The organism is Cupriavidus basilensis (assembly GCF_029335485.1).
Taxonomy (GTDB): domain Bacteria; phylum Pseudomonadota; class Gammaproteobacteria; order Burkholderiales; family Burkholderiaceae; genus Cupriavidus; species Cupriavidus basilensis_E.
The window spans coordinates 1-22,792 of the sequence record NZ_JARJLM010000396.1 but is presented as its reverse complement, the minus strand read 5'-3'; the positions used below and the strand labels follow the sequence as shown (position 1 = coordinate 22,792).

Sequence of the window (22,792 nt, the reverse complement as noted above, 5' to 3'; positions counted from 1 at the left end):
GATCGACATGGAAGAACAGAAGCAGACGCCATCCACCACGCCGCCGCTCTCGCCAGTCAGCGACGAGCAGAACACCGCGCCTGCCGGCCAGGCCGACAATGCCGCCGTGAGCGATGTGGCGGCCCAGCTGGCCGCGCTGGAGGCCAAGGCCAAGGAAAACTACGATCTGTTCCTGCGGGCGACCGCCGAGGGCGAGAACATCCGCCGCCGCGCCCAGGACGACGTTGCCAAGGCGCATAAATTCGCCATCGAAAGCTTTGCCGACTACCTGCTGCCGGTGATGGACAGCCTGCAGGCAGCGCTGGCCGACGGTTCGGGCGATATCGCCAAGCTGCGCGAAGGGGTCGAACTGACGGCGCGCCAGCTGTTCAGTGCCTTCGAAAAGGGCAAGATCGTCGAACTGAACCCGGTGGGCGAGAAATTCGACCCGCATCGCCATCAGGCGATCTCCATGGTGCCGGCACCGCAAGAGCCCAATACCGTGGTTACGGTGCTGCAGCGTGGCTACATGATTGCCGATCGCGTCCTGCGCCCGGCACTGGTGACGGTGGCTGCGCCCAAGTAAGAGCGCGCGACAGCTCGCTGTCCACCCGGCGGCACAAGCAACGCCCGGTGCCATCGGCCCCGGGCGTTTGTTTTTGTTGGAGAATCCCATGTCCGTCTCGCCAGACAGCCCTGCCCAGGCGCAAGCCGGCGGCCCCGCGCCGCACCTGGATCATCGTGCCTTCGATGCTTTCGGCATGCTGGAGGTCGATGGCCAGGATATCGACGCCGCCATCGCGGGCGCCGGCGACACCCTCGTCTGCGTCTTCTTCTGGGGCGTGGACTGCTTCAATTGCGAGATGGCGAAGAAGGCCATGCTGGCCAATCCGGAGCCGGTGCACGCGCTTGAGCTGCACTGGCTGCACGCCAATGTCTACGCGCATCCCGAACTGGGAAAACGCTTCGGCCTGCATGGCGTTCCGGTCTTCATGTTTTTCTACAAGGGCAAGAAACTGGGACGCGCCACGGGCTGGCACGGGCACGGCCAGTTCGCCGCGGCGGTGGCCAACGCCCGCCTGAAGGCCAGCGGCAAGCCGCTGGCGGGCTGAGGGCGGCGCGGCCCGCGCCGGTCAGCGCGAAAGCGCGTACCCCAGGCGGAATTGCCATGGCAGCTTGCGGTTGTAGTCCAGCAGGCTTTCGCCATAGCCGACAAAGTAGCCGGCCATCAGATAGCCTGCCGTGCCGGGGATCAAGCGTGCCAGCGGATAGGTCGCCTGCGCATCGATGCTGCCGTAGTAGCGCTGCGAGCCCTTGCGCAGCGTGGCGGCGAATTCCCATGAGTCAGGCTTGCCATACGCCAGTTTCAGATCCATATAGCCGCGATACCTGCCGATGCCCGGGTTGTCGTTCTTCTCGAGGTAGTAGTACAGCTTGGGCGACACGCTCCAGTGCCAGCTGCTCAGGTCGCCGAGGTAGAAAGTGGGTTTGACGAACACCGTATTGATGCTGCGCGACTGTGCGCCGTCGCGGCCGTTTGATTCGTGTTCCAGGCCTGCCGCGAGCGAGAGCCGGCTGACCGTGCGGTTATGCACGCCGGCGTCGGACAGGTAATAAAACAGGCTGGGCCGGTAGTTGGTGTCGCGAAAAGGCTTGGAGTCGGCGGCCAGGTCCCACAGCGAAAACTGCGTGTAGCCGAAGTAGAGGTTGTCGAGCAGGCTACGCGAGGCAGGATTCTCACCCTGGAACACGCGAAACTTGAAGCTGAACTGGAACCTGGCATTGGCCCCGCCGTGGCCGCCGACCAGGAAGTACATCGGATCGTTGAAGGTGAGCCGGCCCTGATCCTGGAGGTCTGGCTGCGCCGGCGCAGCCTGGCCGGAAGCCGCCACCGGCACCACCGGCGCGGGGCTGCCGCCGCTCGCAGCCGGCACGGTTGCCACCTGGGCCGCCGGCGCGTCGTCGGCGCGTGGTGCGCGGTTGAGCGTGACCAGCACCGGCGCGGCATCGATGTCGACGGGATCCAGCCGTACCATGCCGCGCAGGCTGGAGGGCAATGCCGCACTGTACTCGATGGTGCGGTGCTCGCCCTTGGGCAAGCTGAGGGTGGATGGTCCGGCCGTTATCCGCCGCATGCTGAGGCGTACCGGCGCCTGCAGGTCGGCCGCGGCAATGACTTCAACGGCATCGGGGACGTGAAAGCTGTGTTGGGCGCCATCGGCGCTGAGCAGCAGGGTGAGGGTCAGTGGCTTGGTGCCGTCGACCACCTTGGGCGGTTGCAGCAAAGCCATGGCCGCGCCACCGGTCGATGGCCATGCGGTGGCCAGGGCAACGGCGAGCAGGATGGCCGGTGCGGCAGGGGAAATCCCGGTGGAAAGCTGGCTGGCACGCATGGGACGTGGGCGCCGCATCTCCCGATAACGGTGATGCGCACGCTGCATGATATTGCGACGCCATGGAGCCTATCATGCGCGCAGCCGGACATTTGTGATGAATTGTACGCAGCCTTCGGCCGGCTGGCCGCCGCTTCAGCGGCTGGCGCGGCGTTGGACCGAGGCGATGTACTGTTCGCCGTCGGGCGGCATGCCGGTGCGCTGTGCCTGCCAGAGCATCTCACCAAGGCATTCCATGACCTGGTGCTGCGCCTCGTGCGGCGAATCCAGCCGCTGGGCCAGGGCTTCGTAGGCGCGGCGGATGCCGGGAGGCTGGTCGATGGAAACCTGCTCGGAGATGGACAGGTGCATGGCCAGGTGCAGGAAGGGATTGGTCTGGCCGCCTTCGGGGGTGTAGTCCTGGCTTAGCGCACCCTCCGTGTCGGTGAGCAGGGTTTGGTATTCGGGATGCTCGCCGATCCAGTCGACGGCAATGACTTCGAGCGGGGTCAGGACGCTGCCTGCGCGTTGCTTCTGCCAGGCTTCGCAGAAAAAACGGCGGACTTCTTCGCGGGAGGGATTGAACATGATGCCGCTATTGTAAATGAGCTGCCCCGCTGCTGCAGCGCATCGCGGTTCGGCCTGGCGGGGTGCCCGCAATGGCGGAAATGGCCTGCCAACCAATAAAATGCGGCGTTGCCCGGCGCCGCCGGGTGTAATCCCACCAGGGCGCCGCCATGTCCGCTTCCCGCTCCACCGCAGCCAGCCGCCCCCGGGCCATCCACACCGCCCGCGAGAAGTTTGCCGGCGTCCTGCTGATCGCATTGTCCGCCAGCGCCTTTGGCGCCATGGCGATCTTCGCGCGCTTCGCCTACGCGGCTGGCGCCGACGTCTACGGCCTGCTGGCGGTGCGTTTCGTGCTGGCGGCAGGTGCACTGGCGCTGGCGATGCGCCTGCGCGGGGTCGGCCTGCCGCCCTGGCGGCGCGTACTGGCGCTGGCCGCGATGGGTGGCATCGGCTATGTCGGGCAGTCTTTCTGCTTCTTTACCGCGCTCAATCACGCGCAGGCCAGCCTGGTCGCCTTGCTGCTCTATCTTTACCCGCTCTTTGTCACCATCCTCGCGGCGGTGTTCCTCAAGGAGCGCCTGAGTACGGCATCGGTCACCGCACTGGTGCTGTGCTCGGTCGGGGCAGGGCTGACGGTGGGCGGCGGGCAGGGCTCGGCGCTTGGTATCGCGCTCGGCCTGGCCTCGGCCGCCATCTATTCGGTCTATATCATCGTGGGCGCGCGCCTGACGGCCGGCGTCAACCCGCTGGCCACCACCACCGTGGTGTGCGCGGCGGCGGCGGTTGTCTACGTCGCCGCAGGGCTGCTGCGCACCGGGGCCGGGGTGCCGCCGCAATTTCCGCAGAGCCTGGCCGGCTGGCTGGCGCTGCTGGCGATCGCGCTGTTGTCGACCGTACTGGCGATCCTGGCTTTTTTCGCCGGCCTGCAGCGGCTTGGCGCGGCCCGCGCTTCGATGCTGTCGACGCTGGAGCCGGTGGTGACGGTGGCGCTGGCGGCACTTGTCCTGGGGGAGCATGTGGGCCTGACCCAGGCCCTGGGCGGTGGCCTGATCCTGGCCGGGGTGCTGTGGCTGACGCAGAAGGGGGGCGGGAGCCAGGAAGTGCAACAGAATTGAACCCCTTGCTCAAATCGCTTGTGGAGAAGAGTGCGGCGTCTTCGATACAATTCCGCCTTCACCTCTTGTTCAGGAACCTAACGCATGAAACCGATCGACCAGGTTGCTATCGCCCAGCTGTTCACCGAAGCCCGCACCCACAATGTGTGGCAAGACCGCGGTGTGGACGATGCCGTGCTTCACCAGATCTACGACGCGATGAAGTTCGGGCCGACGGCCGCCAATGGTTCTCCGGCGCGTATCGTCTTCGTCAAGAGCGCGGCCGAGAAGGCGCGCCTGGTCGATTGCGTATCGGCAGGCAACGTCGAGAAGACGCGTTCGGCACCGGTCACCGCCATCGTCGCCTTCGACAACGCCTTCCATGACCAGCTGCCCAAGCTGTTCCCGCATGCCGACGCCCGTTCGTGGTACGCCGGCCAGCCCGAGAAGATTGCCCGCGATGCGCTGATGAACGGCTCGCTGCAAGGCGGCTACTTCATCCTGGCCGCGCGCGCCCTCGGCCTGGATTGCGGTCCGATGGCCGGCTTCGACGCCGCCAAGGTCAATGCCGCCTTCTTCCCGGACGGCAATTGGTCGGTCAATTTCCTGGTGAACCTGGGTTACGGCGAGACCGACAAGCTGTTCCCGCGCAGCCCGCGCCTGTCCTTCGACGAAGCCTGCCGCATCGTTTGAGGGGGCGCGCCCTCGCCGCGCAGCCAGCTGGACGATGAAAAAAGACCCGCCACGCGCGGGTCTTTTCTTGCCTGCGCGGCGCGCTTGCGTTCAGCCGCGCGGCGCCTCGGTCTTTTCGCGGTATTCGCACAGCGGTTCGATCGCGCAGTGCCAGCATTCGGGCTTGCGCGCCCTGCAGACGTAGCGGCCATGCAGGATCAGCCAGTGATGCGCATCGTGCAGGAACTCGTGCGGGACCGCCTTCAGCAGCTTCTGTTCCACCACCTGCACGTTCTTGCCCGGCGCCAGGCCGGTGCGGTTGGCCACGCGGAAGATGTGCGTATCGACTGCGATGGTGGCCTCGCCGAAGGCGGTGTTGAGCACCACGTTGGCGGTCTTGCGGCCCACGCCCGGCAGGGCTTCGAGCGCGGCACGGTCGCGCGGCACCTCGCCGCCGTGCTGCTCGGCCAGGATGCGGCAGGTCGCCATCACATGTTTGGCCTTGGTCTTGTACAGGCCGATGGTCTTGATGTACTCGATCAGCCCGGCTTCGCCCAGGTCCAGGATCTGCTGCGGCGTGTGCGCCACGGGATACAGCTTGCGGGTTGCCTTGTTCACGCCCACGTCGGTGGCCTGCGCGGATAGCAGCACGGCAATCAGCAGCTCGAAGGGCGAGCTGTATTCGAGTTCGGTGGTGGGGGTCGGGTTGACTTCGCGCAGTGTCTCGAACAGGGCGCGGCACTTGGCTGCGTTCATGGCTTCCTGGGGGCATCTGGGTTGGCGCCGGGGGCGGTCCCGGCATCGTCCTGGCCGGGCGTGGCACCCAGGCCGGCTTTGGCGCGGCGCGCTTCAGCCGCGTCGATCTGCGCCTGCACGGCCGCAGGGACGTTTTCGGTGTTGCGGGGCTTCACTGCTTGCTGCTTCACGCGTGCGCGTTCGATGGCGGCCTGGATGATGGCCTGCTTGCGTGCCTGCGCGGCGCGCTCTTCTTCGCTTTGGGCGGTCTCGGCCTGCAGCGCCTCGAGCTTGGCGGCCGCCTTGGCTGCAAGGCGCGCGTCGTTCTCCTCGCGCTCGCGTACCAGCCGCGAGCGTCGCGCAAGGTAGCGCGCGTGAGCCTGGTCGGCTTGTGCCTGCGACCATGCGGCCCAGCCGGTGCGTTCACCGGTCACCGGAACCATGGCGATGCAGTCCACCGGGCACGGCGCCACGCACAGGTCGCAGCCGGTGCACCAGTCGGCCAGCACCGTATGCATCTGCTTGGGCGCGCCGACGATGGCATCGACCGGGCAGGCCTGGATGCACAGCGTGCAGCCGATGCACAGCGTTTCGTCGATCACCGCCTCCGCGCGCGCCTGTTCCCTGCCTCGCTCCGGATCCAGCGGCTGCTGCGGCGTACCCAGCAGTGCCGACAGGCGGCGGATGCCTTCGTCGCCGCCCGGCGGGCAGCGGTTGCATGCGGCTTCGCCTGCCGCCATGGCTTCGGCATAGGGGCGGCAGCCATTAAAGCCGCATTTGGTGCACTGGGTCTGCGGCAGCAGGGCTTCGAGGCGATCGGCGAGGGTCTGAGGGGTGGCAGTCACGACAGCGTTGAGGGATTTGCGGGTGCGGCAGGGCGCCGGTCTTTCTTCTTGCTCAATAGGCGGGACCGGCTGCAACAGGCACGCGGCAGGGATTATCCCCGATTTCGCCGCAGCGCAGAAACGCGCGATGATGCGCGCTTTGCCGGGAGCGGCTGCGCGCAAGCTGCCCTGTGCCATAATCCGCGCACCGATTCACCAGCCGTCGCATGCGAAACGAAACCAGAACCAAGCGGGACCCCGAAGGAACGCGCCGCCGCATCCTCGATGCCGCCACCGAAGAATTTGCCAAGGGTGGACTGGCCGGCGCCCGCGTTGACCAGATCGCGCGCCGCGCCGAGACCAACGAGCGCATGCTCTATTACTACTATGGCAGCAAGGAGGGTTTGTTCCTCGCCGTCCTGGAGCGGCAATACGCGGAATTTCGCGCCGCCGAGGAGCAACTGCATATCACCGAGGAAGATCCGGTGGCGGCGGTCCGCACCCTCGCCCGCTTCGTGTGGGACTGGTACTACCGCAATCCCGAGTTCATCCGCCTGGTCAACAGCGAGAATCTCCACGAGGCGCGCCACCTGAAGAAGTCCACGCAACTGCACCAGCTGATCAACCCAGTGGTCAACGTGCTGGCGGATATCGTCAAGCGCGGGCAGCGGCAGGGCGTGTTCCGCGATAATGTCGACGTGCCCCAGCTGTATCTCACCATTTCGGCGCTGGGCTATTACGTGCTGTCCAACCGCTATACCATCAGTGCCGTGATCGGCCGCGATGTGGCCTCGCAGGACGAGCATGAGCGCTTCGCCGAGTTGCACACGGATATGCTCTTGTCCTACCTGGAGCGCCGCTGAGCGGGGCCGGGCAGTGACAGCCCCACAAAAAAGCGCCCGCGGCAAAGCGGGCGTTTTTTTGTGGCAAGCGCGGCTCAGTGGTATTTGAGCACGAAGTTGCGCAGCTCCGGGTAGATTTCCTGGCGCCAGCGGCGGCCGGAGAAGATCCCGTAGTGGCCGCACTTCACGGCGGTGATGTGCTGCTTGCGGTCCTCGGGAATGCCGGCGCACAGCTCATGCGCCGCTGCCGTCTGGCCCGCGCCCGAGATGTCGTCCAACTCGCCCTCGATGGTCAGCAGCGCCGTACCCTTGATGTCTTGCGGCCGTACCGGCTTGCCCTCGATTTCCCAGGTTCCATTGGCTAGCCGGAATTCCTGGAACACCTCGCGGATGGTGTCGAGGTAATAATCGGCGGCCATGTCGAGCACGGCGTTGTACTCGTCGTAGAAGCGCACGTGGGCTTCGGCGTCGTCCGCATCGCCTTCGACCAGGTTGAGGTAGTAGTCGTAGTGCGAGGACAGGTGGCGGTCGGGGTTCATCGCCACGAAACCGGCATGCTGCAGGAAGCCGGGGTAGACCTTGCGTCCATGACCCGGATAGTTTGCCGGCACGGTATAGATCACATTATTCTCGAACCACTCGAACGACTTGTTGGTGGCCAGCGAATTCACCGCAGTCGGGCTGCGGCGGGCATCGATCGGGCCGCCCATCATGGTCATGGTCTTGGGCGTCTTCTCGCCGGCGGAGGCCAGCAGGGAGATCGCCGCAAGCACAGGCACCGTCGGCTGGCACACCGAAATCACATGCAGGTTCTCGGCGCCGATGTGGCGGATGAAGTCCTGGATGTAATGAATGTAGTCGGACAGGTGGAAGGCCCCCTGGTCGATCGGCACCATGCGGGCGTCGATCCAGTCCGTCACGTAGACCTTGTGATCCTGCAGCAGGGTTTTCACGGTGTCGCGCAGCAGCGTGGCATGGTGGCCGGACAACGGCGCGCACACCAGCACGACCGGCTCATCCTTGAGCAGCTTGATGGTCTCGGGATCGTCGGCATAGCGCTTGAACCGCACCAGCTTGCAGAACGGCTTTTCGACGATGGTCTGTTCGACGATCGGGATTTCCCGGCCGTTGGAGCGGACCGACTTGATATCGAAGGCTGGCTTCTCGTATTCCTTGCCGAGCCGGTACAGCAGCTCATAGCCGGCAGCCAGTCGCGTGGCGCCGGGCACCAGCGAAAGCGGACTCAGGGGGTTGGTAAACGTCTTAGCCGTGGCCTGCGCCCACGCGGTGAGCGGGTGCAGCATCGAACGCTGGAATTCATGCAGCTGGTAAAGCATGAGAAGTACCTATCAGGCTGGGGGCGAAGCTGGGATTCAACGCCTTGATATGACAATTGCGAAGAACACTGTTACTAACGTGTTACCGATTATGCGCGTTTACGAACGATCGTGCGATGCAGCATATACCCTAAGGTACGCCTGCGTCGGAAAAAGACAATAGGACAAACGCGGTACTTCCTGGTGACAAAGGCAAAAGAATGTAAAAAATTCCCGCCTGACGCAAAAAAGGCGACCGAAGTCGCCTTCTTATCCACTTCTACCTGCGCCGCCTTACAGTACGGCAGCGATGGCGTCGACCACCGCATCGATGTTGCGGCTGTTCAGTGCCGCCACGCAGATGCGACCGGTGCCCACGGCGTAGATGCCATGCTCATTGCGCAGGAGGTCCACTTGCGCCGAGTTCAGGCCGGAGTACGAGAACATCCCGCGCTGGGCCTTGACGAAGGAGAAGTCGCCCGGCACGCCCTTGGCGGCCAGCTTGTCCACCAGCGCATGGCGCATCAGCTTGATACGGTCGCGCATCTCGCCCAGTTCCTGCTCCCACATGGCGCGCAGTTCGGGGCTGTTCAGCACGGTGGCGACCACGGTGCCGCCGTGCGTGGGCGGGTTGGAGTAGTTGGTGCGGATGACGCGCTTGACTTGCGACATCACGCGCTGAGCCTCTTCCTTGCCGGTGGTGACGATGGACAGCGCGCCCACGCGCTCGCCGTACAGCGAGAAGCTCTTCGAGAACGAGCTCGAGACAAAGAACGGCAGGCCGGATTCGGCGAACAGGCGCACGGCTGCGCCGTCCGGGTCGATGCCGTCGGCGAAGCCCTGGTAGGCCATGTCCAGGAACGGGATCAGGTTGCGTTCCTTGATCAGTTCCACGACCTGCTTCCATTGCTCGGGCGACAGGTCGACGCCGGTCGGGTTGTGGCAGCAGGCGTGCAGCACCACGATGGTGTTGGCCGCGTACGACTTCAGCGATTCCACCATGCCGGCGAAATTCAGGCCGTGGCTGGGCGCATCGTAGTAGGCGTAGTTGACCACCGGGAAACCGGCTGCCTCGAACAGGGCGCGGTGATTTTCCCAGCTCGGGTCGCTGATGGCGACCTTGGCGTCCGGGTAGAGGCGCTTCAGGAAGTCGGCGCCGATCTTCAGGGCACCGGTGCCGCCAAGTGCCTGAGCCGTCACTACGCGGCCTTCGGTGATCAGCGGCGATTCCTTGCCGAACAGCAGGGTCTGCACGGCCTGGTCGTAGGCGGCGATGCCTTCGATCGGCAGGTAGCCGCGCGGGGTGGCGGTGGTCAGGCGAGCCTTCTCGGCTTCCTGCACGGCGCGCAGCAGAGGGATTTTCCCTTCGTCGGTGAAGTACACGCCAACGCCCAGATTGACCTTGGTCGCACGGGTATCGGCATTGAAGGCTTCATTCAGGCCCAGGATCGGGTCGCGCGGGGCCATCTCGACGGCAGAAAACAAACTCATTTGGGATCTCGTGGTCAGCTATGTAACAAAACGGGAAGGCGTAGAATGCTCCGGACTGCGCTCGGGAGTGCGGGCGGCCCCCATCTTGATACCTGGCCGCCAACCCCAAGATTCTAGCGTATCTGCCCGTTTTCCTGAGGTTTTCCCTACCAGCCTATGTCGAATCTTGCTGCACTCGCCCCCGAGCTGGATGAAGAGAAGTTCGCGTCCTTTCCCGGCTCTCCCTTCCAGCTCTACCAGCCCTATCTGCCGGCGGGCGACCAGCCCGAGGCGATCCGCCAACTGGTCGACGGGGTCGAGGACGGCCTTTCGTACCAGACCCTGCTGGGGGTAACCGGTTCGGGCAAGACCTTCACCATGGCCAACGTGATTGCCCGCCTGGGGCGTCCGGCCATCGTGTTCGCGCCCAACAAGACCCTGGCGGCGCAGCTGTATTCGGAGTTCCGCGAGTTCTTCCCGCGCAATGCGGTGGAGTATTTCGTCAGCTACTACGATTACTACCAGCCCGAGGCCTATGTGCCGCAGCGCGACCTGTTCATCGAGAAGGATTCCTCGATCAACGAGCATATCGAGCAGATGCGGCTGTCGGCCACCAAGAGCCTGCTCGAGCGGCGCGACACCATCATCGTGGCCAGCGTCTCCGCCATCTACGGTATCGGCAACCCGTCCGAATACCACAAGATGATCCTGACGCTGCGCGCGGGCGACAAGATCAGCCAGCGCGACGTGATCGCGCGCCTGATCGCCATGCAGTACACCCGCAACGAGACCGATTTCCAGCGGGGCACCTTCCGCGTGCGGGGCGATACGCTGGACATCTTTCCGGCCGAACACGCCGAGCTGGCGGTGCGGGTCGACATGTTCGACGACGAGATCGATTCGCTGCAGTTCTTCGATCCGCTCACCGGGCGCGTGCGCCAGAAGATCCCGCGTTTCACGGTCTATCCGTCGAGCCACTACGTGACCCCGCGCGAAACCGTGCTGCGGGCGATCGAGGACATCAAGGTGGAGCTGCGCGAGCGCCTGGATTTCTTCTACAAGGAAAACAAGCTGGTGGAGGCGCAGCGGCTTGAGCAGCGCTCCCGTTTCGACCTGGAAATGCTGACCGAGCTCGGCTTCTGCAAGGGGATCGAGAACTACTCGCGCCACCTCTCGGGCGCCAGGCCGGGCGATCCGCCGCCCACGCTGGTGGACTACCTGCCGCCCGACGCACTGATGTTCCTGGACGAGTCGCACGTGCTCATGGGGCAGTTCAACGGCATGTACAACGGCGACAAGGCGCGCAAGACGACGCTGGTCGAGTATGGCTTCCGCCTGCCGTCCGCGCTGGACAACCGGCCGCTCAAGTTCGAGGAGTTCGAGCGCAAGATGCGCCAGGTCATGTTCGTTTCGGCCACGCCGTCCAACTATGAGAACGAGCATGCGGGCCAGGTGGTGGAGCAGGTGGTGCGCCCGACGGGCCTGGTCGATCCGATCATTCATGTGCGCCCCGCGACCACCCAGGTCGACGATCTGCTGTCCGAGATTCACCTGAGGGTGGGGGTAGGGGAGCGCGTGCTGGTGACCACCCTGACCAAGCGCATGGCCGAGCAGCTCACCGAATTCCTGACCGAGAACGGCGTCAAGGTGCGCTACCTGCACTCGGACATCGACACCGTGGAGCGCGTGGAAATCATCCGCGACCTGCGCCTGGGTACCTTCGACGTGCTGGTCGGCATCAACCTGCTGCGCGAGGGCCTGGATATCCCGGAAGTCTCGCTGGTGGCGATTCTCGATGCCGACAAGGAAGGGTTCCTGCGTGCCGAGCGTTCGCTGATCCAGACCATCGGCCGCGCCGCCCGCAATGTGAACGGCACCGCGATCCTCTACGCCGACCGCATGACCGACTCGATGAAACGGGCGATCAGCGAGACCGAGCGCCGGCGTGCCAAGCAGGTTGCCTTCAACGAGGCCAACGGCATCGTGCCGCGCGGCGTGGTCAAGCGCATCAAGGACATCATCGACGGTGTCTACGACCCGAACGAGGTCAAGTCCGAACTGCTGGCCGCGGAAGAGCGCGCCAGGTACGAGGACATGAGTGAAAAGCAGGTCGCCAAGGAGATCAAGCGCCTGGAAAAGCAGATGTTCGAGCACGCCAAGAACCTCGAGTTCGAAAAGGCGGGGCAGGTGCGCGACCAACTGGCCAAACTCAAGCGCCAGGTATTCGGCGCCAGCGGCGACGGCGAACACCTGCCGCCGTCCGCCTCCTGACGGCGCGAGGCGCCGGCCTTGCTCTCCTTGCCAGCGTCTATAGTTGGAATCCCGGACATTGATTAGGAGAAGCGCTCATGGTCAAGCTCGCTCTGTGGGTTCCGCTGCATGCGAAGCCCGGCAAGGAGAAGGAGGTGGAGGCTTTCCTGCTGGGCAGCCTGCCGCTGGTGCAGGAGGAGACCGGCACCACAGCGTGGTTCGCGCTGCGGCTGGGACCATCCCTGTACGGCATCTTCGACGCGTTTCCCGATGAGGCCGGGCGCGAGGCCCATCTCGCCGGCAAGGTGGCTGCGGCCTTGATGGCCAAGGCGGCTGACCTGTTCGCCAAACCGCCCTCCATTGAGAAACTGGAGGTGCTGGCGGCCAAGCTGCCCTGAAGCAGCGGCTCCGCCGCTGCGTGGCTCAGATCTTTGGCGGCAGCGAACGCAGGCGCTTGTTCACTTCCAGCAAGGTATCGCACTCGTCGGCATCGGCCGCGCGGCGCTGGCCAATGAAATCCACGATGGCCCGCAGCGGCTCCTGTTGCGCGGCGCACGCAGGGGCTGGAGCGGAAATCGAGGCAGGCGCGGCGGCGGGGCATGCCGAGACGATCTCCTCCTCGAGGCTGCGCCGGACCACGGCGAGCAGGCCTTCGCAGCCGGCGTTGTCGGCCGCCTCCGGCGACGGTCCGGCAGCCGCGGCCAGGCTTGCGCAAAGCAGGGCAGGTAGCAATAGGAAATGGATGAGGCGTCTGTTCACCCTCGCGATTATGGGGTGACGCGATGCTTTTGCGTCACCTTTATTGTGGATTGGCTTTCGGCGGCAGGATATTGGCTTCCCCTCGACGGGAGGTGGCCGGATGCCCTGCCTGCCTATGTGCGACCGGCGTCCATCCGCAGTACCGCAGCGTGGAGAAGGTAAAATCCGCCTTCGCCGCACGGGTGTGCAGGAGGCCCGGCGGCGCGCAGGCTCGCGCACGGCGCGTTTCATCAATCTGTCCCAGGCGCTGGACAGCGCTGAATTCCAATGAAGAAATACGCAATTTTGATGTGCTGCATGGGTAATATCTGCCGCTCACCGACTGCCGAAGGCGTGCTGCGCGCCAAGCTCGCGGCGGCTGGCCTGGCCGATCTGGTCGAGCTGGATTCGGCCGGTACGCACGGCTATCACGTCGGGCGGGCGCCGGATGCGCGTTCGCAGCGCCATGCGCTGGCGCGCGGCTACGATCTTTCCGCGCAGCGCGCACGCCAGGCCCTGGTCGGCGACTTTGCCCGCTTCGACCTGCTGCTGGCCATGGACCGGGACAACCTGGCCGCGCTTGACGCCATTTGCCCGCCCGGCGATCGCCACAAGCTGCGGCTGTTGATGAGCTTTGCCACGCGCCACGCGGCCGAGGAAGTCCCGGACCCCTATTACGGCGAGGGCGACGGCTTCGAGCGCGTGCTCGACTATGTGGAGGACGCCTGCGATGGCGTGGTCGCCATGCTGCATGCCGAGGGGCTGGGCAGCGCCTGAATGCGCGGTGGCAGGCTGCGGCCGCCGTTCAACTAATTTTTTGAGGTTTCATGTTTCGTTCCCTGTTCCGCAAATGGCGCGAGTCGCGCAATGCCAGCCTGCAACTCGATGCAATCCTGGCGGCCGCGGACCCGGAGGCGCCGCTGGCGGACCGTAACGGCTGGCTGATCGAACTGGGTTACTGGATCCGGCGCGACGGCCTGCCGGGCGCGGAAGGACTGGCGCCGGACAAGCGCCGCCGCGAACACGTCCGGCTGCGCTACCTGCTGCAGGTGCTGGAGCGCAACCCGGCGATGGCCGGCAGGTTTGCGGAAATGGTGCGTTCGCTGGTGCGCGACAACGATCCGACCACCTTGCTTTGCGATACCGGCGTGGCATCGCATCCGGGCTTCTGGAGCGAGGTGCTGGATCGCCTGCAGGCGCGTTTTCTGCCGCCGCCGCCGAACCGCGGCGACCTGGCGGGGCTGTTCGCGCTGCTGTTTATCGACGACAACGATGCCGACTGGGTCGAGGCGCTGGACGGCGACCTGCTCGGCCGGCTGGCGGCCGTGCTGCGCACGGGCGATCCGGAGGCGGCCGGCGATGCCGCCGCGCCGCCCGAATGGGACCGCTTCGACCGTACGCTGGCCACCAGTATCCAGGTGCTGGTCAGCCAGGTTCGCGCCACGGGCTTGAGCCAGGCAATTCGTTCGCGCCTCAAGGGCAAGGTGAAGGACACGCCGTTTTTCCGTCTGGATAGCGCCGCCCAGGCGTTGTGCGAGGAGGAGGCGGTGCGTGACGGGGAGGCATTCGCCCATCGCCTCAACTATTTCCGCGCGCTGCTCGACGGTTGCCACCAGGCGGCCCAGTGCGTGTACGACGATCTCGAGGAGAACGGCGTCTCCGTCGAGGTGGTGTTCCAGATCGAGCGCATGAAGGTGCGGCTGGCGCGCATCGAGCTGCTGCTGACGACCTGGGTCGAGCCACAGCGGCGCGACCGGCATGCCAACCTGATCGCGGCGCTGATCCGCTCCACTCAGGCGCGCCGCAGCATCGTCCACCTGGCAGGCACTTCGTTCTCGCAACTGGCGCGCAAGGTGGTAGAGCGTTCGGCCGAGACCGGCGAGCATTACATCACGCGCGATCGCCGCGAGTACCGCGAACTGATGTGGGCGGCAGCTGGCGGCGGCCTGATCACCGCGGGCACCGTCTATCTCAAGTTCCTGATCTACGGCTTGCACCTGGATAAGTTCATCGAGGGCCTGCTTGCCTCGCTCAACTACGCCGGCAGCTTCCTGGTGATCCATTTCGCGCATTTCACGCTGGCCACCAAGCAGCCGGCGATGACCGGCCCGGCGCTGGCGCACCGGCTCGACGCGGTCGGCAGGCCGGAGGGGCGGGAGATTTTCGTGGACGACACCATCGCCATGATCCGCTCGAATGCCGCGGCGATTGTCGGCAACCTTGCCGCGGTGTTCCCCGTGGCGATGGGGATCCAGTGGCTGGCCCACCGTATCCTGGACGTCAACCTGATTACGCCGGCCAAGGCGATCGCCAACATCGAATCCTTTTCGATCCTCGGCGCCACGCCCATCTACGCTGCCTTTACCGGCGTGCTGCTGTGGTTGTCGAGCCTGGTGGCGGGCTGGGCGGACAACTGGTTCGCGCTGCACAAGGTGCATGACGTGATGGCGTACAACCGCCGGCTGCGCTATGTGCTGGGCGCGCAAGGTGCCACGCGCATGGCGGACTTCTGGAAGCGCAATATGTCGGGTATCGCGGCCAACGTCTCGCTCGGCCTGCTGCTTGGGCTGGGGCCGGAAATCCTGAGCTTTGTCGGGCCCCATATGGAGGTGCGCCATGTCACGCTGTCGACTGGCGCGGTGGGCGCCGCGATCGGCGTGCTGGGGCTCGACGTGCTGCGCATGCCGTCGTTCTGGCTGGCGGTGGCCGGAATCGCGCTGATGGGTTTGCTGAATGTGGCGGTGAGCTTTGCGCTGGCCTTCAATATGGCCTTGCGCTCACGCAGCCTGCGCAAGGTCGATCGCCGGGCGCTGAGCGCGGCCGTGCGGCAGCGCATCCTGAAACACCCCTGGTCGCTGATCGTGCCGCCGCGCACGCCAGACGCGTCGACGCAGCCAGGGGAAGGGCAGGCTTGATGCGGTGCGGCAGGGGTACTTGACTGAATTAGTCGACTTCTTTTATACTCGACCAAAATGATCAAGTATTCCCCGGCATCATGAGACTGACGACCAAAGGCCGCTTCGCGGTAACCGCCATGATCGACCTGGCCATGCGCCAGGATCAGGGCCCCGTTACGCTGGCCGGCATCAGCCAGCGCCAGAAGATTTCCCTCTCTTACCTCGAGCAGCTGTTCGGCAAGCTGCGCCGCCACGAGATCGTGGAAAGCGTGCGCGGCCCGGGCGGTGGCTACAGCCTTGCGCGCAAGGCCGAAGACGTCACGGTGGCCGACATCATCATTGCGGTAGATGAGCCGCTCGACGCCACCCAGTGCGGCGGAAAGGGCAATTGTAACGGAGACGAGGGAACCGGTCGCTGCATGACCCACGAACTGTGGGCCACGCTGAACCAGAAAATGGTCGAGTATCTCGATTCCGTCTCCCTCAAGAACCTGGTCGACCAGCAGCGCGCCAAGTGCCCCGCGGTGCTCCACGACATGCGTGAAGAGCCGGCTGCGCAGGCCGTGGCAGTGCCACGCGGCAAGGCCGACAAACAGGAGAAGCCCGCGCGCCCGCGGGTGGTGAATTCGGTTTTCAGCCTGGCTCAGTCGTAAGACGGGCAGCCGGCGCGAGAGCAGAGAGCAACGTCAAGCATAGCGGTCCCTAAAAGGCAGTCATAACGATGAGCACCCCACATTTCCCCATCTACATGGATTACTCGGCAACCACGCCGGTAGACCCGCGCGTGGCGGACAAGATGATTCCGTACCTGCGCGAACAGTTCGGCAATCCGGCATCGCGCAGCCACGCCTACGGCTGGGATGCCGAGCGCGCGGTGGAAGAAGCGCGCGAGCAGGTGGCGGCCCTGGTGGGCGCCGACCCGCGCGAGATCGTGTGGACGTCGGGCGCGACCGAGTCCAATAACCTCGCCATCAAGGGCGCGGCCCACTTCTACTCGGGCAAGGGGAAGCACCTGATCACGGTGAAGACCGAGCACAAGGCCGTGCTCGATACCACCCGCGAGCTGGAGCGCCAGGGCTTCGAGGTGACTTACCTCGACGTGCAGGACAATGGCCTGGTCGACATCGAAGTGTTCAAGGCAGCGATCCGCCCCGACACCATCCTGGTCTCGGTGATGCTGGTCAACAACGAGATCGGCGTGATCCAGGACGTGGCGCAGATCGGCGAGATCTGCCGCGCCAAGGGCATCATCTTCCATTGCGACGCAGCCCAGGCCACCGGCAAGGTAGCGATCGACCTGAATACGCTGAAGTGCGACCTGATGTCGTTCTCGGCACACAAGACCTATGGCCCGAAGGGCGTGGGCGCGCTGTACGTGCGCCGCAAGCCGCGCGTGCGCCTGGAAGCGCAGATGCACGGCGGCGGTCACGAGCGTGGCATGCGTTCGGGCACGCTGGCGACCCACCAGATCGTCGGCATGGGCGAAGCCTTCCGCATCGCCCGCGAGGAAATGGCTACCGAGAACGAACGCATCCGCATGCTGCGCGACCGCCTGTGGCGCGGCCTGTCGGGCATGGAAGAGGTCTACCTGAATGGCGACCTGGAACAGCGCGTGCCGCACAATCTCAACGTCAGCTTCAACTTCGTCGAAGGCGAATCGCTGATCATGGCGATCAAGGATGTGGCGGTATCGTCGGGCTCGGCCTGCACTTCGGCGTCGCTGGAGCCCTCGTACGTGCTGCGTGCCCTGGGCCGCAACGACGAACTGGCGCACAGCTCGATCCGCTTTACGGTGGGCCGTTTCACCACCGAGGAAGAAGTCGATTACACCGTCGAACTGCTCAAGAGCAAGATTGCCAAGCTGCGCGACCTGTCGCCGCTGTGGGAAATGTTCAAGGACGGTGTGGACCTGAATTCCATCCAATGGGCTGCGCACTGAGCGCCTGGGCCCACGCAAGACCCCATAAATACGGATACGCCAAGAGGTAGCCAAAATGTCATACAGCACCAAGGTTCTCGATCACTATGAAAACCCCCGCAACGTTGGCTCGTTCGACAAGAACGACGACGCCGTGGGTACCGGCATGGTCGGCGCGCCGGCTTGCGGCGACGTCATGAAGCTGCAGATCAAGGTCAACGAAGCCGGTGTGATCGAAGACGCCAAGTTCAAGACCTATGGCTGCGGCTCGGCCATCGCGTCTTCCTCGCTGGTGACCGAATGGGTCAAGGGCAAGACCGTGGATCAGGCGCTGGAAATCAAGAATACCCATATCGCCGAAGAACTGGCGCTGCCGCCGGTGAAGATTCACTGTTCCATCCTGGCCGAAGACGCCATCAAGGCGGCGGTCGAGGATTACAAGAAGAAGCACGAAGGCGCCTCCGAGCAGAAGGCCGCCTGAGTTCCGCGATCAATCAAGGGATGATGCAGCGATGATCACGCTTACCGAGAAGGCCGCCAAGCATGTGGCGCGCTACCTGGACCGCCGGGGCAAGGGCGTTGGCCTGCGCCTGGGCGTCAAGACGACCGGCTGCTCGGGCCTGGCCTACAAGCTGGAATACGTCGATGACCTGCTGCCGGAAGACAGCGTATTCGAGTCGCACGGCATCAAGGTGATCGTCGATCCCAAGAGCCTGCCGTATATCGACGGCACCGAGCTCGACTTCGCGCGCGAAGGCCTGAACGAGGGGTTCCGCTTCAACAACCCCAACGTCAAGGACGAATGCGGTTGCGGAGAGTCGTTCCGGGTTTGATTGCAGTTGCGCGCACCCGCGCGCAGACGCACGCGATGCGATGAAACGCGGTATTGCCGGTTTTCACCAGGACGACGAGAACCACTGGGTAGCCGAGCTCGAGTGCGGTCATGGCCAGCATATGCGCCATGATCCACCCTGGCAGATGCGTCCCTGGACGCTGACGGCGCAGGGCAGGGCGGCACGGATCGGCGCGCAGGTGAACTGCCTGAAATGCGACCGGGCGGAGCCGCCGGCGGATTGGGCTGCAGGCAGCGCCAGCGCAGGGCGCGCCTGACCGGTACCTGCAGCAACCATGCCGCGGCATCGCCGCGCGGTCAGCGTGCCGCCTTCACGCTGAGGGAAGTTCAAAGGGGCGGCGTAGCCGCTCCTTTTTGTTGGGGAAGGTGTTGAAAGACGATTATTTCGCGCTGTTCGGCTTGCCGGTCGGGTACGCAGTCGACGAGGCGGCGCTGGACGCCGCTTACCTGACCGTGCAGTCGCAGGCACATCCGGACCGCTTCGCCAATGCCGGCGACGCCGAGCGGCGCGTGGCCATGCAGTGGGCTGCGCACGCCAACGAGGCTTACCGCACGCTGCGCCAGCCGCTCAAGCGCGCGATCTACCTGCTGACGCTGCGCGGCGTGGACATACAGGCCGAGAGCAACACCGCCATGGCGCCCGGTTTCCTGATGCAGCAGATGGAATGGCGCGAGGCCCTGCAGGAAGCTGTCGAAGAGAAAGATGTCGCACGCCTCGACGCGCTGCTGCGCGAGTTGCGCGGCGAGAAGCGCGATCGCCATGCGGCGCTCGGCGCGTTGCTCGATGCCGGTGACGACGCGGGCGCCGGCAGCGCGGCCAGGCAATTGATGTTCATCGAGAAGATCGAACATGACACCAGCGAGGCGATCGACCGCCTGGAAGGCTAGGCCGGGGTCCGATGGACCCCGGCGCCTCCGGGCACGTTCGCCGAAGCCATGCCACAATGGCGCCCCGGCGCAAGACCGGCCTGTTTGGCAGGCCGCCTTGCCACCGCACGAATAAAGAAGATTCATCATGGCACTGCTCCAGATCTCCGAACCCGGCATGTCGCCGGCACCCCACCAGAAGCGGCTCGCTGTCGGCATCGACCTCGGCACCACCAATTCGCTGGTGGCCGCCGTTCGCAACAGCATTCCCGAAGTCCTGACGGATGAGAGCGGCCGCGCGCTGCTGCCCTCCGTGGTGCGCTACCTGCCCAACAAGGGCACGCAGATCGGCTATCGCGCGCAGGAAGAAGCGGTGCAGGATGCCAAGAACACCATCCTCTCGGTCAAGCGCTTCATGGGGCGCGGCCTGCGCGACGTCGCGCATATCGAGCACAGCCCCTACGATTTCGTCGATGCGCCGGGCATGGTGCAGATCAAGACCGTGGCTGGCGTGAAGAGCCCGGTCGAGGTATCGGCGGAGATCCTGGCCACGCTGCGCCAGCGCGCCGAGGACTCGCTGGGCGACGAACTGGTCGGCGCGGTGATCACGGTGCCCGCCTATTTCGACGATGCGCAGCGCCAGGCCACCAAGGACGCCGCCCAGTTGGCCGGCCTTGAAGTGTTGCGCCTGCTCAACGAGCCGACCGCGGCGGCCATTGCCTACGGGCTGGACAACGCTTCGGAAGGTATCTATGCGGTGTACGACCTCGGTGGCGGCACCTTCGACATCTCCATCCTCAAGCTGACCAAGGGCGTGTTCGAGGTGCTGGCCACCGGCGGTGACTCGGCGCTCGGCGGCGACGATTTCGACCAGCGCCTGATGTGCTGGATCGTCGAGCAGGCCAACCTGCAGCCGCTGTCCTCCGAGGACATGCGCTTGCTGATGGTGCGCGCCCGCGCGGCCAAGGAGGCGCTGTCGGCGGCCGACTCCACCGTGATCGACGCGGTGCTGAACAGCGGCGAGATCGTGCACCTGACGCTGTCGGCGCCGGCTTTTGTCGAGATGACCGCGCCGCTGGTGCAGAAGACCCTGTCCCCGGTGCGCAAGGCGCTGCGCGACGCGGGCGTGGCGGCCGACGAGGTCAAGGGCGTGGTACTGGTCGGCGGCGCCACCCGCATGCCGTCGATCCGCAAGGCGGTGGGCGGGTTCTTCAGCCAGCCGCCGCTGACCAACCTCGATCCGGACAAGGTGGTGGCGCTGGGCGCGGCCATGCAGGCCAACCTGCTGGCCGGCAACGGTGCGCCGGGCGAGGACTGGCTGCTGCTCGACGTGATCCCGCTGTCGCTGGGCGTGGAGACCATGGGCGGCCTGGTCGAGAAGATCATCCCGCGCAACAGCACCATCCCGGTGGCGCGGGCGCAGGAATTCACCACGTTCAAGGATGGCCAGACCGCCATCGCCATCCACGTGCTGCAGGGCGAGCGCGAGCTGGCGAGCGACTGCCGTTCGCTGGCGCGCTTCGAGCTGCGTGGCATTCCGCCGATGGTGGCCGGCGCGGCCCGTATCCGCGTGACCTACCAGGTCGATGCCGATGGCTTGCTGTCGGTGTTCGCGCGCGAGACGCAATCGGGCGTGGAAGCCACCATCACCGTCAAGCCGTCCTACGGGCTCGCGGACGACGAGATCGCGCGCATGCTGCAGGACAGCTTCCGCGAAGCCGAGCACGATATGAAGAGCCGCGCGCTGGCGGAAGAGCGCGTGGACGCCGCGCGCCTGATCGAAGCCACGCGCCGCGCGCTGGAGACCGATGGCGACCTGCTCTCGGCCGAGGAGCGCGCCGGGGTCGAGCGGCTGATCGCGGCGACGGGCGACATCGCCGCCGGCGAGGATCACCATGCCATCAAGGCGGCCGTGGAGGCACTGTCCCACGGTACCGACGAATTCGCCGCCCGCCGGATGGACCGCTCGATCAAGAGCGCTCTGGCCGGCCGCAAGGTGCAGGACCTGGGCTGATCCCCGAGGCCGCCGCACCGCATCTTTATCCAGGACATTCCATGCCACAGATCATCGTATTGCCTCACGTCGAACTCTGCCCCGAAGGCACCGTGTTCGAAGCTCAGCCCGGTGTCAGCATCTGCGATGCGTTGCTCAGCAACGGCATCGAGATCGAGCACGCGTGCGAAAAGTCGTGCGCCTGCACCACCTGCCACGTCGTGGTGCGCGAGGGCTTCAACTCGCTGGAAGAGGCGGAAGAGAAAGAGGAAGACCTGCTCGACAAGGCCTGGGGTCTCGAGCCCAATTCGCGTCTTTCCTGCCAGGCCCTCGTGGCTGACAGCGATCTTACCGTGCAGATCCCGAAGTACACGATCAACCACGCCAAGGAAGAGCACTGAGCCCGCGCCGGGCACGGCGCGCCAGCCATTCTTCCAAACTGAACCGACCAGAGCTGACCGGAGAGCATTCCCATGAAGTGGACCGACACCTACGATATCGCTGCGGCCCTGTACGACAAATACCCGGACGTGGATCCGGCCACGATCCGTTTCACGGACCTGCATCGCTGGGTCATGGAACTGGATGGCTTTGACGATGCGGCTGATCGCTCCGGCGAGAAGATCCTGGAAGCGATCCAGGCTGCCTGGATCGAAGAGGCGGAGTAAGCGGGCATAAGAGGAACAGGATGGAATGAAAGAAGGGCCGCGCATGCGGCCCTTCTTTCATTCCAATCGCGGGTCTGCGCCCGGCCGGTGCTCAGCCGGCCACCAGGCCCCCATTCTGCAGGTGAACCCGATCGCCGACCTGCACGCCCGGGTCGGCATGGTAGGTGAAGGTACGGTAGTTGCCGTTGTCCATCTGCACGCGGACCTGGTAGCTGGTGTCCTTGCGCACGCTCTTTTCGATCTGGTTGCCGGCGAAGCCACCGCCCACGGCACCGGCCACGGTGCCCAGGATGCGGCCGTTGCCCTTGCCGATCTGGTTGCCGAGCAGGCCGCCGACCACCGCGCCGCCGACGGCGCCCAGGCCGCTGGCCGGCTTGGCGGTCTCGATCGGGGTGATCGCCACTACGTGGCCTGCATACGCGCTGCCGCGCGCCGGCTGGCGTTCTCCGGCATAGGCGCCGCCGTCATTGCGGCGGGCCTCGGGGCCATAGCCGGCGTTCTGGCTGGTGTTCCGCTCCTGGGCCTGCTGCGCCGCGGGCGACCGGGCGACTGGCGCCTGCGCCGGCGGCGCGGTGACGGTTCCGGGCGGGCGCGTGGTACTTCCTGGCGTGGCCTGCTGAACGGGCTCGACGTTGTTGGCGGCCATCGGCGCGGTCAGGGACTGCGGCGTGTCCTGCGTCGCCTTGCTGATCGGAAGCACGCCGGTCATGGCGGCCACCGCCGTCAGGCTGGCGATC

General features: G+C 65.4%; 26 protein-coding genes. 18 read left to right on the top strand and 8 right to left on the bottom strand.

The window, feature by feature from the left end; genetic code table 11:
• Positions 1 to 7: 7 nt before the first annotated feature.
• A complete protein-coding gene (grpE, locus tag P3W85_RS23750; RefSeq protein WP_017225988.1) occupies positions 8 to 565 on the top strand; it encodes a nucleotide exchange factor GrpE in 558 nt (185 codons plus the stop codon).
• 88 nt (positions 566 to 653) lie between these two features.
• On the top strand, positions 654 to 1,091 hold the full coding sequence (locus P3W85_RS23745) for a thioredoxin family protein (protein ID WP_276266578.1): 438 nt from the start codon (positions 654 to 656) through the stop codon (positions 1,089 to 1,091).
• A gap of 21 nt (positions 1,092 to 1,112) precedes the next feature.
• On the opposite strand, the gene P3W85_RS23740 is transcribed toward P3W85_RS23745, so the two are convergent.
• Positions 1,113 to 2,372 carry a phospholipase A gene (locus P3W85_RS23740; RefSeq protein ID WP_276266577.1) on the bottom strand — a complete coding sequence of 420 codons (1,260 nt, stop codon included), beginning with the start codon at positions 2,370 to 2,372 and terminating at the stop codon, positions 1,113 to 1,115.
• A gap of 135 nt (positions 2,373 to 2,507) precedes the next feature.
• The gene (locus tag P3W85_RS23735; protein ID WP_017229286.1) at positions 2,508 to 2,939 is read right to left on the bottom strand and encodes a DUF1841 family protein; all 432 of its coding nucleotides are present in this window, start codon (positions 2,937 to 2,939) and stop codon (positions 2,508 to 2,510) included.
• Positions 2,940 to 3,088: 149 nt separating this feature from the next.
• On the opposite strand from P3W85_RS23735, the gene P3W85_RS23730 reads away from it, so the two are divergent.
• Both P3W85_RS23730 and P3W85_RS23725 read left to right on the top strand, forming a co-directional pair.
• Positions 3,089 to 4,033, top strand: coding sequence for a DMT family transporter (locus P3W85_RS23730; protein WP_276266576.1), 945 nt, complete (start codon positions 3,089 to 3,091; stop codon positions 4,031 to 4,033).
• 84 nt (positions 4,034 to 4,117) lie between these two features.
• Complete coding sequence (locus tag P3W85_RS23725) at positions 4,118 to 4,705, top strand: malonic semialdehyde reductase (protein ID WP_276266575.1); 588 nt, start codon at positions 4,118 to 4,120, stop codon at positions 4,703 to 4,705.
• Between the two features lie 90 nt (positions 4,706 to 4,795).
• Here P3W85_RS23725 and nth read toward each other — a convergent pair whose 3' ends face one another.
• The gene (gene nth, locus P3W85_RS23720; protein ID WP_017229288.1) at positions 4,796 to 5,440 is read right to left on the bottom strand and encodes an endonuclease III; all 645 of its coding nucleotides are present in this window, start codon (positions 5,438 to 5,440) and stop codon (positions 4,796 to 4,798) included.
• On the bottom strand, positions 5,437 to 6,264 hold the full coding sequence (gene rsxB, locus P3W85_RS23715) for an electron transport complex subunit RsxB (protein WP_276266574.1): 828 nt from the start codon (positions 6,262 to 6,264) through the stop codon (positions 5,437 to 5,439). Before rsxB ends, nth begins: the two co-directional genes overlap by 4 nt.
• A gap of 206 nt (positions 6,265 to 6,470) precedes the next feature.
• Here rsxB and P3W85_RS23710 point away from each other — a divergent pair, with 206 nt between their 5' ends.
• Entirely contained in the window at positions 6,471 to 7,106 is a 636-nt protein-coding gene (locus P3W85_RS23710) for a TetR family transcriptional regulator (RefSeq protein WP_017229290.1), read from the top strand.
• 74 nt (positions 7,107 to 7,180) lie between these two features.
• Here P3W85_RS23710 and P3W85_RS23705 read toward each other — a convergent pair whose 3' ends face one another.
• Together P3W85_RS23705 and P3W85_RS23700 are read right to left on the bottom strand one after the other, a co-directional pair.
• Positions 7,181 to 8,422, bottom strand: a complete 1,242-nt coding sequence (locus tag P3W85_RS23705; RefSeq protein ID WP_017229291.1) for a polyhydroxyalkanoate depolymerase — start codon at positions 8,420 to 8,422, stop codon at positions 7,181 to 7,183.
• 273 nt (positions 8,423 to 8,695) lie between these two features.
• Positions 8,696 to 9,892, bottom strand: coding sequence for an amino acid aminotransferase (locus P3W85_RS23700; protein ID WP_017229292.1), 1,197 nt, complete (start codon positions 9,890 to 9,892; stop codon positions 8,696 to 8,698).
• Between the two features lie 156 nt (positions 9,893 to 10,048).
• Between P3W85_RS23700 and uvrB the strand changes: the two genes are divergently transcribed.
• Together uvrB and P3W85_RS23690 are read left to right on the top strand one after the other, a co-directional pair.
• Positions 10,049 to 12,142, top strand: coding sequence for an excinuclease ABC subunit UvrB (gene uvrB, locus P3W85_RS23695; protein ID WP_017229293.1), 2,094 nt, complete (start codon positions 10,049 to 10,051; stop codon positions 12,140 to 12,142).
• A gap of 77 nt (positions 12,143 to 12,219) precedes the next feature.
• Positions 12,220 to 12,519 carry a putative quinol monooxygenase gene (locus P3W85_RS23690; protein WP_276266573.1) on the top strand — a complete coding sequence of 100 codons (300 nt, stop codon included), beginning with the start codon at positions 12,220 to 12,222 and terminating at the stop codon, positions 12,517 to 12,519.
• A 25-nt stretch (positions 12,520 to 12,544) separates the two neighbouring features.
• Here P3W85_RS23690 and P3W85_RS23685 read toward each other — a convergent pair whose 3' ends face one another.
• On the bottom strand, positions 12,545 to 12,880 hold the full coding sequence (locus P3W85_RS23685) for a hypothetical protein (RefSeq protein WP_017229295.1): 336 nt from the start codon (positions 12,878 to 12,880) through the stop codon (positions 12,545 to 12,547).
• A 267-nt stretch (positions 12,881 to 13,147) separates the two neighbouring features.
• Between P3W85_RS23685 and P3W85_RS23680 the strand changes: the two genes are divergently transcribed.
• The 11 genes from P3W85_RS23680 to iscX all read left to right on the top strand — a co-directional run bounded on the left by P3W85_RS23680 (position 13,148) and on the right by iscX (position 22,055).
• Positions 13,148 to 13,636 carry a low molecular weight protein-tyrosine-phosphatase gene (locus tag P3W85_RS23680; RefSeq protein ID WP_276266572.1) on the top strand — a complete coding sequence of 163 codons (489 nt, stop codon included), beginning with the start codon at positions 13,148 to 13,150 and terminating at the stop codon, positions 13,634 to 13,636.
• A 50-nt stretch (positions 13,637 to 13,686) separates the two neighbouring features.
• A complete protein-coding gene (locus tag P3W85_RS23675) occupies positions 13,687 to 15,774 on the top strand; it encodes a site-specific recombinase (protein WP_276266571.1) in 2,088 nt (695 codons plus the stop codon).
• Between the two features lie 80 nt (positions 15,775 to 15,854).
• Entirely contained in the window at positions 15,855 to 16,409 is a 555-nt protein-coding gene (gene iscR / locus P3W85_RS23670) for a Fe-S cluster assembly transcriptional regulator IscR (protein ID WP_035814992.1), read from the top strand.
• 62 nt (positions 16,410 to 16,471) lie between these two features.
• Positions 16,472 to 17,695, top strand: a complete 1,224-nt coding sequence (locus tag P3W85_RS23665; protein WP_276266579.1) for an IscS subfamily cysteine desulfurase — start codon at positions 16,472 to 16,474, stop codon at positions 17,693 to 17,695.
• Positions 17,696 to 17,750: 55 nt separating this feature from the next.
• On the top strand, positions 17,751 to 18,155 hold the full coding sequence (iscU, locus tag P3W85_RS23660) for a Fe-S cluster assembly scaffold IscU (RefSeq protein WP_017229300.1): 405 nt from the start codon (positions 17,751 to 17,753) through the stop codon (positions 18,153 to 18,155).
• 31 nt (positions 18,156 to 18,186) lie between these two features.
• Complete coding sequence (gene iscA, locus P3W85_RS23655; RefSeq protein WP_017229301.1) at positions 18,187 to 18,507, top strand: iron-sulfur cluster assembly protein IscA; 321 nt, start codon at positions 18,187 to 18,189, stop codon at positions 18,505 to 18,507.
• 40 nt (positions 18,508 to 18,547) lie between these two features.
• Positions 18,548 to 18,784, top strand: coding sequence for a DUF3565 domain-containing protein (locus P3W85_RS23650; protein ID WP_017229302.1), 237 nt, complete (start codon positions 18,548 to 18,550; stop codon positions 18,782 to 18,784).
• Between the two features lie 112 nt (positions 18,785 to 18,896).
• Positions 18,897 to 19,415, top strand: a complete 519-nt coding sequence (gene hscB / locus P3W85_RS23645) for a Fe-S protein assembly co-chaperone HscB (protein ID WP_035815007.1) — start codon at positions 18,897 to 18,899, stop codon at positions 19,413 to 19,415.
• A 127-nt stretch (positions 19,416 to 19,542) separates the two neighbouring features.
• Complete coding sequence (hscA, locus tag P3W85_RS23640) at positions 19,543 to 21,408, top strand: Fe-S protein assembly chaperone HscA (RefSeq protein WP_276266570.1); 1,866 nt, start codon at positions 19,543 to 19,545, stop codon at positions 21,406 to 21,408.
• 41 nt (positions 21,409 to 21,449) lie between these two features.
• Positions 21,450 to 21,788: an ISC system 2Fe-2S type ferredoxin gene (fdx, locus tag P3W85_RS23635; RefSeq protein WP_017229305.1), complete on the top strand. Its 339-nt coding sequence runs from the start codon at positions 21,450 to 21,452 to the stop codon at positions 21,786 to 21,788.
• Between the two features lie 72 nt (positions 21,789 to 21,860).
• A complete protein-coding gene (gene iscX / locus P3W85_RS23630; protein ID WP_017229306.1) occupies positions 21,861 to 22,055 on the top strand; it encodes a Fe-S cluster assembly protein IscX in 195 nt (64 codons plus the stop codon).
• A gap of 91 nt (positions 22,056 to 22,146) precedes the next feature.
• Here iscX and P3W85_RS23625 read toward each other — a convergent pair.
• Positions 22,147 to 22,792 (bottom strand): glycine zipper 2TM domain-containing protein (locus P3W85_RS23625; protein WP_276266569.1); only part of this gene is annotated, 646 nt, incomplete at its 5' end.